Below are 11,349 nucleotides of genomic sequence, written 5' to 3'. Positions count from 1 at the left end.
GGCGTGCCGCTCAGGAGGCCGAAGCGTCTGCGAAAGTGGTGCGGGTCAGCTAGGGGCCATTAATCTATTGAAATTAAGGAGGTGAAAATGAAATATTTCTTCTCATCGTTCTAGGTAAAAGAAAAAAGGAAAAGGGAGGGATTATCATGAGAAGAAAAACGAATTCCCTTCTGTTGGCGGTTTTTCTTGTACTTGCTGTAGCGTTTGTTCCGAGTCATTTCGCTCTGGCTGTACCGAGCAACGCAGCGTTGAGTAACGAGGAAGATCCCTGGGGACAAAAAGAAGTCCTCAACTATCTGTTGTGGACGGCGGATGAGAAGCTTGAGGCCGATGTCAAAAAGTTGCAATCGGATTTGGGCTTGACGGATGAGCAAATGGAAAAATTAAAGGAACTGGCGTTGCAAGAACACCAGCAAGTTGTAAAGACTAAACATCACAAAAATACGGCAGTTTTTAACCAGAACGTTAACGAAATTTTCGCAGGTATCGACAAAGAAGTCAAAGTTCTGTTAGGGAAAAAGTACAATGAATTCCGCAAATGGATCAAAGCGTGGTGGAAAGATGAGAAAACATATCGCCTAAATTGGTTGGCGGAAAAGCGAAAGAAAGCAAAGGAAGAAATAGGAATAATGGCTACGGACGATCGTGAGCTGGTCTATGCGACACAATATAACGGATATACTGAAAATGAGATTGCACTGCCCGACAAATATGTGAAGTTTGCTAATCTCGGGAGGTGGGGCAACATTCCCGATACCATTGAACCTTACTACAAGAACCCGCCGTATACGGCGAATGTTTATTACGAACCGACGAATAAAGCTGTTCTTGATGTGCTGGTTCGGGAAGTAGGCCCGTGGAATGAAGACGACAATTATTGGGATGCAGCGGACGACGCCAATCCCCGACGAAAGTTTACGGATTTGGCATTGGGTGAACCGGAGGCTGAAGCGGCTTATTTCCGAGGATACAATGGCGGGAAAGACCAATTTGGCCGAACGGTAACCAATCCGGCGGGCGTTGATCTTACCCCGCAAGTTGCGGCCAAGCTTGGGTTGGGTTATTTGCAGAATGCGTGGGTGTGGGTTCGTTACAGTGACTTGCCATAAGAAAAAAAAAGCCCCGCAGCGGAAGGGCAACGGTGGCCTTTCCTGCGGGGCTTTGTTTTTCGTAACCCCCCCTCGCGTCGGGGGTGGGTGTGCCCGTGCAAGCGCTGGATCCCGCGCAGGACCGCTTCTTCGGGGACGTCCTCGTCGGCGACGATGCGCACCGTCATGGCTGGCATCCTCCTTCTGTCGCGTGCGTTGGAGCGGGCGGATCTTTCAGGAGCGGCTGATGGAGGAGAGGAAGCAGGGCGTGGGCGACGGCGCGGAGGCGCTCGCCCGCCGTCCGGTACATCACATAGTAGCTCTGCCGTTTGCCGACGAGAAGGCCGGCGTCCAGCAACTGGTGCACGTGGCGCGAGATGGCGCCTTCGGTCAGGTGGAGGAGGCGGGCCAGCTCCTGCGTGCTGCGCGGGGCCTGCCAGCAGAGGTGCAGAATGCGCAGCCGCACCTCGTGGGCCAGGGCGGCATACACGCGTTCCCACCGGTGGAGCGGCGCGCGGAGGGCCAGGTCATGGCGAACAACCGGGTAGATGATGGCCGGCGTCCACGGCGGGTCGCACTCCACGCGCGAGAAGGACCAGGTGAACCAGCTCGGCACGAGGAGGAGATGGTCGTGCTGGTCCAGGTCGACAACGGCCTCGTACCGCTTGCGGAAGCGCAACATGTTTTCGTGCTTGTGCACGACGCAGTCGGGGAAGGTTTCCCGGAAGAAGGCGTACAGGCCGATTTGGCGCAGCCGCTCGCCCTTTTCCGCGATGTCGGCAAGAAAGAGGGGCTCCAGCCGTTCCCATTCCGCGGCGAAGCTCTCCTCCCAAAACCGCGCCAACAGCCGCAGAAACCGCGCGCGCAGCGCCTCCGGATCAGCCAGCAGCTGCTGGGCCGGCTCCTCATACAGCGGGCTGAGCCGCCGCGCTTCTTTCAGCAGCGTCTGCTGGGCCATGGGGTCGCCGAGGATTTCCTCGGCCGTGAAATCCCGCTCCGCTTCCATGGGCGTAAAGGCGCGCCCCACCTCTTCCACAAACCGGGGGAGGGGGAGGGTGGCCACGCGCGTCAGCTCATCCTCGAACGTGAGCAGGTCGTCTTCGGGCGTCGGGCTGAACAGGCCCAGTTGCCACGTTTTGTAGGCGAAGGAGAGGACGCGGATTTCCCGCCACAGGTCGCGCGGCAGCGCGGCCTTTTGCGCGAGGATCCAGCGGAGGTGCAGCGGATGCCGCTTGGGGTTGACGAGGGCGCCCAGCGCGTGAACGAGTTCCCCGAGCGGCGAATACGTGAACCGGATCTTTTCTTCCGGTTGATCGCCAAGATGCACGTCAATCATCGGGAAGACCTCCAAACCGATTGCCGTTTTCGTCAAAACGTTGTGACGCTTCGAGGCGGTTGGTTACGATGGGGATGCAACCGGTTGCGCGCACGGCGCCGTGCGGAGCGAGAGGGGGGCGACCATGAACCGGAACCTCAAGCTCCTGTGGTTGGCCGACGCCCTGTCCCATCTCGGCACCTCGCTCTATACGCTGGTGCTGACGCTTCTGGCGCTCCAGGTGAGCCGCCATGCGTTCGGCGCGGGGCTCGTGCTGTTTGTGACCACCCTTCCCTATCTGGTTCTCGGGGTGATGGGCGGGGCCGTGGTGGACCGGTTCAACCGTGGGGCTGTGGCGCGCAAGGGTGCAGGAGAAGAGGCCGCCTGTTCGCGGCATAGCCGGTTGAACCTGCGAAGAACAGGAGGCGAGCGCATGAACGTCCTGATCCTTTCCGGCAGCCTGCGTAATCCATCGCACACGCGGGCGCTGTTGGATGAGGTGGCGACGCTCCTTCACGAGCGGGGGTGTCGGGTGCACCTCTTCGACCTGGCGGAAACGACGCTTCCGCCGTGTGACCCGGCGTATCACCGTCGTCCCGGCGACCATCCGGATCCCCACGTGAGGCGCCTGGTGCAGCTGGCCGATGCGGCCGACGCCTTTGTGTGGGGGACGCCCAACTACCACAACTCGTATTCCGGCGCGCTGAAGAACGCCCTCGACCACCTGACCATGGACCAATTCCGCAACAAGCCCGTCGGCCTCGTGGCCAACAGCGGCGGAATGCGCAGCACACAGCCGCTCGATCACTTGCGAATTGTCGCCCGCGGCCTTTTGGCCGTGGCCATCCCCATCCAGGTGGCCACGTGCGATGGCGACTATGCGCAGGAAGGCGGAGGCTACCGGCTCGTCGATCCGACCGTCAAGGAACGGTTGCGCCATTTCGTGCAGCAGCTGGTCGTGTTTGCCGAGCGGTTGAGGTGAGCGTACAGCGCGCATGCGCGCGATGGGGATGGGAGGGACGATGACGTGAACACCGTGGCCTTGCAACGATTGGTTGTTTGGGTTCTTGCACATGGGGACAATGGGGTTTGCCGCGCAGGCGTACGGATCTGACGAGAAGGTGGAGCTGCGGCTTGCGTTTCTGCGCCCGCTCGTCTTGGCGTTGGGTCTCGGCCTCTTGCTGCTGGCGTTTCGGCATTGTTGGACCAAACCGTCAAACGGGCGGCCCAATGGGGTGTTGGCGTTGCCCTGATATTGGCGCTGGTTCACCTGGCCTTTCGCGAAGGGATCGTGGCTGCGTTTACTCAACAGCCTGAGGTGCAGGAGGTGTCCCTTGCCCATTGGGGATGGATGGTGTTCTGGCCCTTGGTGGGCTTTTGGGGTCTCTTGCTCAACGGCGTGTTCGTCGGGTCAACGGTGACGGGGCCCATCCGTAACGCCCTCCTCGCGGCTTTTGCCGTGTACCTGGCGTCCCTCTGGCTGTTCGTGCCGCTGTGGTGCAACCACGGGATGTGGCTGTCCTTTCTGTTGTTTACCCTGATGCGTTCGGTTGTCCTTGGGGTGTATGTGCCGAGATTGATGGCGTGGAGTCGCGGTCGTTGATATGCGCAAAACAGCCTTGGATGAGCGAGTACTGCAGCCGAATACCGTGTTTGCTCGGCCTAGCGAATGGGCCGAGTTTTTCATCTTGACATAACCCTCTTTTACATCTGATAATTTAGTCAAACTAAAATGGTTTTACTCATATCAAAATCCATTCAGGAGGACCGAATGGAAGAGATCAGCCGCAAGATCCGGGAGTTGCGCCAGTCCAAGAACATGACGCTGAAAGAACTGAGCGAGCGGACCGGATTGTCGATCGGATTTTTATCGCAGGTGGAGCGCGGATCCAGTTCCCTGGCGATCACCTCGTTGCAGAAAATTGCCGAGGCCCTTGAGGTTCCCATTGTCACGTTTTTTCAAACCGAAGAGAATCCGAATTACGTCGTTCGGGTCGGAGAGCGCAAACCGTTTCGAATCGAGGGATCGCCGGCGAACTACGTGCGGTTGAGCGGCCGATTTGCCGGCCGCGCCCTGGAGCCGCTGTTGGTGGAATTGGCGCCGCGTCAGGCGCAAGAGACGCCCTTTTCCCATCCCGGAGAAGAATTCTACTTTGTGCTGGAGGGGCGCATTACCCTGGTGGTGGACGATACCCCCTATGAGCTTTCGGCTGGTGATTCCATTCATTTTCCATCCACCATCCCGCACGCGTGGCGGAACGATTCCGATCAGCCGGCACGGGTGCTGTGCGTGTTAACACCTGCGATTTTTTAAAAGTCCGCTTCGGTTATCGAGGGAGGGATTGCACCATGCGCGTGGCAACGGACATCGGCGGTACGTTTACCGATTTGGTGTATCTGGACGACCAAGGCCGGGTGGGCATGGCCAAGACCGACACCACGCCTCCTGATTTTGAGGAGGGGGTGGTGAACGTACTCCGCAAGTCGGGCATTGACCCGCGTTCCGTTACCACCTTGATCCACGGGACGACGGTCATCATCAACGCCCTGACGGAACGCAAGGGAGTCAAGACGGGGCTGCTTACCACCAAGGGCTTCCGCGACGTATTGGAAATCGGCCGGGGGAACCGCCCCGACCTGTTCAACCTGCGCTACCAAAAGCCCGTTCCCTTTGTGCCGCGTTATCTCCGGTTCGAGGTGGAGGAGCGCATTAATTCCAAAGGGGAAGTCTTGGTCCCGCTGAATCGTGACGACATTGTCTGCGCTGTCGAATTTTTCAAACGAGAGGGAGTCGAGGCCGTAGCTGTGGCGTACCTCCACGCCTACGCCAACCCCGCCCACGAACGCGAAACCGTGGCGCTGATCCGCGAGCGGTGGCCTGAGGTGGCGGTTACCGCGTCGCACGAGGTGACGCGCGAATGGCGTGAGTATGAGCGGACGAGCACGACCGTGTTGAACGCTTATGTCAAGCCCATTGCGGCCAACTATGTGGACCGCCTGGAACAAAAACTACGGGACATGGGTGTTCCTGGAAAGTTGTACATCATGCAATCCAACGGTGGAACGACCACCTTTGCCCAGGCAAAGGAAACCCCCATTAACATGGTGGAATCGGGGCCGGTGGCCGGCATTTTCGGTGCTGCCATGTTGGGGAAACTGCTGGGCCAGCCCAATGTGATCGCCTTTGACGTGGGCGGTACGACGGCCAAGTGTTCGCTGGTGGACAACGGCGAGGTGACCATCACGACGGAATACCGCATTGAGCGAGATGAGCGGCGCGCCGGGTACCCGATCAAGGTGCCGGTGGTGGACATTGTCGAGATCGGCAACGGAGGCGGGTCCATCGCCTGGATTGACGAGGCCGGGGCGTTGAAGGTGGGACCCCAATCGGCAGGGGCGTTTCCCGGGCCGGTGGCGTATGGGCGAGGCGGCGCCGAGCCGACCACCACGGACGCCAACCTGGTCACCGGCCGCTTGAATCCGGCGAACTTCCACATGCCCGTGGACATGGACGCGGTACGCCGTGCTATTGACGAGAAGATCGCCCGCCATTTCGGTGTGTCGGTGGAGGAAGCGGCGCTGGGGATCCTGCGTATCGCCAACGCCAACATGCTGAACGCGCTGAAGTTGATTTCCGTCCGCAAAGGGTACGACCCGCGCGACTTTGCCCTGGTTGCCTTTGGCGGTGGCGGGGCCCTGCATGCCACAGCCCTGGCCCGGGAACTGGGCGTGAAGAAAGTGATCGTTCCCGTGGCCGCATCGGTCTTCTCCGCGTGGGGCATGCTCATGACCGATTTGCGCCGTGACTGGTTGCGTACGGACATCCGGCGCGTGCAGGATCTGGATTTGGACAAATGGAACGCCTTGTGGAACGAAATGGAATACGAGGCGCTCCAGTGGTACCGTGAACAAGGCTTTGCCGACGACCAGGTGGTGTTCGTGCGCCATGCGGACATGCGGTACCTGGGCCAAGAGCACACGGTAAAGGTGCCGGTTCCGGGCGGCAACCTGACCCCGGCGGACGTGGAAGAAGTGATACGGCGCTTCCATGCGGCCCACGAAAAGCGGTACTCCTTTAAGCTCGAGTACATGCCAACGGAGATCGTCAACGTCCACGTGGTGGCCTTTGGGCGGGTGCAAAAGCCTGAACTGGCCAAGTTTCCGCCCGCTTCCGGAAGCGTGGAGGATGCCAAGAAAGGCGTTCGACCCGTGTATTTCGAGGAGGTCGGCTGGGTGGAGACGGCGCTCTACGAGCGCGACCGCCTGGGCCCGGGGATGATGGTCGAAGGGCCGGCGATTGTGGAAGAACCCACAACGGCCACGGTGCTCTATCCCGGCCAGACGCTGCAGGTCGATCCGTACGGCAACCTGATCGTGGAAACGGGCGCGTGATGCCCTAACGGGGAGGTGTCCAACAGTGGCGAACACGACGCATGTGGATCCGTTTACGCTGGAAATCGTGAAGAATTCGTTGATCGCCATCGGCGAGGAGATGTTTTACACCTTGGCCCGCACGTCGATGAGCCCCATCATTTACGAGGTGCTCGACTTTGCCAGCGGGCTGACCGACGCCAAGGGGCAGCTGCTCACCCAAGGCAACGGCGTTACCCTTTTCATCGGCATGCTTACCTTCATGGTGAAGGAAACGCTGGCCAAGTACGGCACGACGGGGAACATCAAGCCGGGGGACGTGTTCCTCATCAACGATCCTTACGGTGGAGGCGGGTCGCACCTGTCGGACGTCGGGCTGGTTCTGCCCATCTTCGTCGACGGCGAGCTTCTCGCCTTTGCCGCCAACAAGGCCCACTGGACCGAGGTGGGCGGCAAGGACCCCGGATCGTGGACGACCGATTCGACGGAGATTTACCAGGAAGGGCTGCAGTTCCCCTGCGTCAAGCTGTACGAGGAAGGCAAACTGAACCAAGCGATTGTGGAGATCATTGCCGCGAACGTCCGCTTCCCGGACCTGTCGCTGGGCGACATGTGGGCCCAAGTGGCGGCGCTGCGGACCGGGGAGAAGCGGTTTCAGGAGCTGTGCGCCAAATACGGGAAGGAAACGGTGAAGGCGTCGATCGACTACCTCCTCGACTACGGGGAGCAGATGGCCCGCCGGGAACTGGCCAAACTTCCGAAAGGCGTCTTTGAGGCGGAAGACTTTATTGATGATGACGGGCTGGGCAACGGACCGATCCGCGTCAAGGTGAAGGTGACGATTACCGATGACGAATTCATCTGCGACTTTACCGGGACCGATCCACAGGTACCGGGCCCCATTAATTGCTCGTATACGGGACTGGTTTCCGCCGTGCGCTCCGTGTTTTTGGCCATCACCAATCCTTCACAGGACGTGAACGACGGCGTGTTTCGCCCACTCAAGGTGATCGCACCGGAAGGGACGGTGCTCAACGCCAAGCGGCCGGCGCCCGTGTCGACGTATTGGGAATCGTTGAACTTTGGGGCGGACGTGATCTGGAAGGCGCTCGCTCCGGTTCTTCCCGATCGCCTTACCGCCGGCCATCTCTTGTCGGTTTGCGCCGTCATTCTCGGCGGCACGCATCCCGACACCGGTGAACCCTTCCTCATCGTCGAGCCGTCTGTCGGCGGTTGGGGGGCCGGCCGGGGCATGGACGGGCAAAGCGGCCAATTCTGCATCGGCGACGGCGAGACCTACAACGTCCCGGTGGAGGTGGCCGAAACGCGGTATGGCGTGCTGGTGGAGGAGTATGCGCTGCGCACCGACGGAGCGGGGGCCGGCGAGTGGCGCGGCGGCTGTGGCGTCATTCGCGCCTACCGTGCGCTGACGGACGGGCAGTTTCTGACGGCCACCTTTGGCCGCCACAAGTACTTGCCGTGGGGCGTGAGCGGCGGCCATGAAGGGTCTCGTAACGAAATCCAGGTGATTCGTACGGACGGCACCGTCGTCGGGCCGTTTGGCAAATGTGCGCGGCTGCCCTTGAACAAGGGCGATGTGGTGCGGCTCATCACCGCGACGGGCGGCGGGTACGGCGATCCCTTCAACCGTCCGCCGGAGCGGGTGGCCGAGGACGTGAAAAACGGATACATCACCGTGGAGCAGGCCCGCGACCTGTACGGCGTGCGGGTCAACCCGGAGACGTTTGCCGTGGAAGGCGTGACGCCACAGCGCGCCGCACGGGAGGCGAATGGATGATGCGCATCGCGCGAAAACCCGAGAAAGATGCAGATGCGCCGGTGACCACGCTGTTTGCGGAAGGAGACGTGCCGGGTGGACGCGCTTCCTTTGGGATCGCGGTACTCTCCCCTGGCGACCGGATTCCCGCAAGCGGCGTAAGCGTGCACGACGACTGTGACGAGTACTCCTATGTGGTGAAAGGAACGGCTCTTGTTCACGTTCAAGGGGAAACCGTTCGTCTTCATCCCGGGGACGGACTGCTCATTCCCGCCGGAGCGGCCCATTGGGCGCGGAACGACGGCAGTGAGCCCCTTGAAATCGTATGGGCGCTGGTTCGGCGATAACATTTGGTTGATTGTGCGGACTCGGGACGGAGCAACTCCCCCTCTTTTCCTGCGGGAAACCGAAGGCGAGATCTTGCATTGATCCTTTTGTCGGGTTGACTGGGTTTTCCATGCAAGCTCACTCGGAGGTGAATACCATGAAGCTCTTGTGGATCAATCCCATCGCGACGAATGTGTACGACGAGCCGATTCGCATCTATCTCGAATCGGTCAAAGAACCGGGCACGGAAATTAACGTCGTCTCCTTTCCCCCGCCCGGCCCTACGCATTTGGAGTACAATTGCTACGAAATGTGGATGATGCCCTAGTTGCTCAGAACCGTGCGCTGGGCGGAGCAACAGGGTTACGACGCGGCCGTGATCGGGTGCTTCTACGATCCCGGCCTGCGGGCCGCGCGGGAGCTAACCCAGCGGATGGTCGTCACGGCTCCCGCGGAAGCCTGCCTCCGCATTGCCGCTACCCTGGGTGAATCGATGGCCATCTTGGTGGGGCGGCAGAAATGGATCCCGGAGATGAAGGAAAACGTGCACAAATACGGGTACAAAGAGAAATTAGCCGCATTTAAGGTCCTCAATATGGGCGTCCATGATTTCCAGACGTGTCCGTCCGAAACGAAACGGCGGATTTTGGAAGCGGCCCGCGAGGCGGTTGAACGGGACGGCGCCGACGTGATCGTATTGGGTTGCACGGCGGAATTCGGGTTTTACCAGGAGATTCAGCAGGAAATCGGCGTACCGGTCGTGGACGCGGTCGTGGCTCCGGTTAAGTTTGCTGAGTTTTTGGTGAAACTTCGTCAGTTGGGCTGGGGGCATAGCAAGCGAATGGGCTATGAAGGGCCTCCGGAGAGTGAACTGAATTCCTGGGCTATCCTTGGGCCCTGCCGATGAACAACGCTGTCTACCGGCGCGCATGGGTGTGGAAGAGGGGCGCGTCTCGCAAAAAAAGAAAAAGGGGCGACGGGCGCCCCTTTGAGATGGGTGGCAAATCCCTGTGCGTAAAAGCGATCAGCCTTGGTCCTTCGATGGGAAGGTTTCCGGTGCATTGGCCGCGGCCGGCAACCGAATCATCGGCAATAGGAACAGGGAGCCGAGGAAAAAGAGCAGCGCGGACAAAACATAAATGACCTCAATCGGCAGCTGAGCCTTGAGGACCCCGGCAATGCTCATCGTGGCCACCATTCCCCCCATGAAGAGGGGGTTGAGGATGCCGTTTACCCTTCCGACAAAGGCTTCTTCTGTGAATTGCAGAATCATGGTGCTAATGGCGATATGGAGCGACGGGATGGCAATTCCGACGAGCACTTCAAGCAGTAGGGTAAGCCAGAGCATGGTGGAGAGACCCGCCCCTGCAATGCCCACTGCGATGAGGGCCATGGCGAGCATCAGCAGCCGTTGCGGGGCGAGCGCCTTCGACACCGCCATTGCCACCGCGCTTCCGAGAATCATCCCGATTCCATTGGCGGTCAACAGCCATTGCAAGGCCTCCTTTTCGAGCCCCAGCCGTTCGGTTACCAGGAAAACGGCCAGCGGTTGCGTCAACCCCAGCGCCAGCCCTGCAGACAAAAAGCATCCGCTGAGCAGCGTCAACGGCTTGTGGGAGAGCACGTAGCGAATCCCAGCAGCCAAGTCTTGTAAAATCGACTGGTCTTCGGTCTTCTCCTTCTTGCGGTCTTCCGGCAGCCCAAACAGGACCGCCGCAGACAAGGAAAAGGCGACCCCCATGATGGCGATGGCCACGTGGATGCCGAACGTTTCGTAGACGACCGTGCCCAGGATCGGACCAAAAATCATGAACACGGCGATGACCGTTTGATACAACGACATCCCCATCTGCGTCAGTTCCGCCGGAACATGCATCTTAAACAGCTTCATTCCCGAAGGTTGGGAGAACTGGGAGAGAATAGAGGAAATGAGGGTCGCAAAGAATACGGCTTTCCACGAAAAGAACAGGATCGCGATCAGCACGAGGAGGGTGGTTACGGCACTCAACGCGTCACACCAGATCATTGTCCGTTTTGGTCGCAAGCGGTCCGCGTAGGCGCCACCGATAAAGGAAAAAAGGAAAATCGGCAAAAACTCGGCAATGGAGATCATCGAAACGGCGATCGGGTTTCCGTCGGTCTGGTCAACAACAAACAGGAGAATGGCGAAGTTCCGTACCCAAACCCCGATCTGCAAGAATAACGTGGACAGGACGGTAACTTGAACGACGCGATTGCGAAGCAATTGTTCCATCTTACAATCCCCCTGGGTGTCTGGTGAAAGGGAAATCTCAGCTGAGCCCGAGTTGCGTGATGGCCTCTCCGGTTGAGCGAAAGCGCCATGTCGGAAGGAAGTATGGGGGTCTCAAACTCATCTATTTTAACATGGAACTTGGAAAGAGTAAATGACCCGCAATCGCTCAGCTAAAATCTAACCGAAGGGAGACTGGATCACTCACATCGAAATCTTA

Annotated in this window: 13 protein-coding genes; 10 read left to right on the top strand and 3 right to left on the bottom strand. The window is 59.4% G+C overall.

Annotation, left to right across the window (positions count from 1 at the left end; translation table 11 throughout):
• The first annotated feature begins 146 nt into the window (after window positions 1-146).
• On the top strand, window positions 147-1,109 hold the full coding sequence (locus IEX61_RS11185) for a DUF8814 domain-containing protein (RefSeq protein WP_054669827.1): 963 nt from the start codon (window positions 147-149) through the stop codon (window positions 1,107-1,109).
• Here IEX61_RS11185 and IEX61_RS11180 read toward each other — a convergent pair.
• Both IEX61_RS11180 and IEX61_RS11175 read right to left on the bottom strand, forming a co-directional pair.
• Window positions 1,091-1,276, bottom strand: a complete 186-nt coding sequence (locus IEX61_RS11180) for a hypothetical protein (RefSeq protein WP_188818102.1) — start codon at window positions 1,274-1,276, stop codon at window positions 1,091-1,093. The two genes, IEX61_RS11185 and IEX61_RS11180, sit on opposite strands and share 19 nt — an antisense overlap.
• Window positions 1,273-2,424, bottom strand: coding sequence for an ArsR/SmtB family transcription factor (locus tag IEX61_RS11175; protein WP_157057653.1), 1,152 nt, complete (start codon window positions 2,422-2,424; stop codon window positions 1,273-1,275). The genes IEX61_RS11180 and IEX61_RS11175 overlap by 4 nt, the downstream gene beginning before the upstream one ends.
• A 124-nt stretch (window positions 2,425-2,548) precedes the next feature.
• Between IEX61_RS11175 and IEX61_RS11170 the strand changes: the two genes are divergently transcribed.
• The 9 genes from IEX61_RS11170 to IEX61_RS11135 all read left to right on the top strand — a co-directional run bounded on the left by IEX61_RS11170 (window position 2,549) and on the right by IEX61_RS11135 (window position 9,785).
• Window positions 2,549-3,385, top strand: a complete 837-nt coding sequence (locus tag IEX61_RS11170; RefSeq protein WP_229725853.1) for an NADPH-dependent FMN reductase — start codon at window positions 2,549-2,551, stop codon at window positions 3,383-3,385.
• 73 nt (window positions 3,386-3,458) lie between these two features.
• The gene (locus IEX61_RS11165; protein ID WP_229725852.1) at window positions 3,459-3,656 is read left to right on the top strand and encodes a hypothetical protein; all 198 of its coding nucleotides are present in this window, start codon (window positions 3,459-3,461) and stop codon (window positions 3,654-3,656) included.
• A gap of 2 nt (window positions 3,657-3,658) precedes the next feature.
• A complete protein-coding gene (locus IEX61_RS11160) occupies window positions 3,659-4,006 on the top strand; it encodes an MATE family efflux transporter (RefSeq protein ID WP_054669819.1) in 348 nt (115 codons plus the stop codon).
• Window positions 4,007-4,174: 168 nt separating this feature from the next.
• Entirely contained in the window at window positions 4,175-4,717 is a 543-nt protein-coding gene (locus tag IEX61_RS11155; protein WP_054669816.1) for a cupin domain-containing protein, read from the top strand.
• Between the two features lie 35 nt (window positions 4,718-4,752).
• Entirely contained in the window at window positions 4,753-6,795 is a 2,043-nt protein-coding gene (locus IEX61_RS11150; protein ID WP_188818098.1) for a hydantoinase/oxoprolinase family protein, read from the top strand.
• Window positions 6,796-6,820: 25 nt separating this feature from the next.
• Window positions 6,821-8,572, top strand: coding sequence for a hydantoinase B/oxoprolinase family protein (locus tag IEX61_RS11145; protein WP_188818096.1), 1,752 nt, complete (start codon window positions 6,821-6,823; stop codon window positions 8,570-8,572).
• Window positions 8,569-8,898 carry a cupin domain-containing protein gene (locus tag IEX61_RS11140; RefSeq protein ID WP_083462871.1) on the top strand — a complete coding sequence of 110 codons (330 nt, stop codon included), beginning with the start codon at window positions 8,569-8,571 and terminating at the stop codon, window positions 8,896-8,898. Before IEX61_RS11145 ends, IEX61_RS11140 begins: the two co-directional genes overlap by 4 nt.
• 137 nt (window positions 8,899-9,035) lie before the next feature.
• Window positions 9,036-9,206 carry a hypothetical protein gene (locus tag IEX61_RS12735; protein ID WP_306302962.1) on the top strand — a complete coding sequence of 57 codons (171 nt, stop codon included), beginning with the start codon at window positions 9,036-9,038 and terminating at the stop codon, window positions 9,204-9,206.
• A 12-nt stretch (window positions 9,207-9,218) separates the two neighbouring features.
• Entirely contained in the window at window positions 9,219-9,785 is a 567-nt protein-coding gene (locus tag IEX61_RS11135) for an aspartate/glutamate racemase family protein (protein ID WP_308423735.1), read from the top strand.
• A 117-nt stretch (window positions 9,786-9,902) separates the two neighbouring features.
• Here IEX61_RS11135 and IEX61_RS11130 read toward each other — a convergent pair whose 3' ends face one another.
• Window positions 9,903-11,132, bottom strand: a complete 1,230-nt coding sequence (locus tag IEX61_RS11130; protein WP_188818094.1) for an MFS transporter — start codon at window positions 11,130-11,132, stop codon at window positions 9,903-9,905.
• Between the last annotated feature and the right edge of the window lie 217 nt (window positions 11,133-11,349).

It is taken from the genome of Calditerricola satsumensis, from assembly GCF_014646935.1.
In the GTDB taxonomy this organism is placed as follows: Bacteria; Bacillota; Bacilli; order Calditerricolales; family Calditerricolaceae; genus Calditerricola; species Calditerricola satsumensis.
This window is presented reverse-complemented; position numbering and strand designations above follow the sequence as displayed.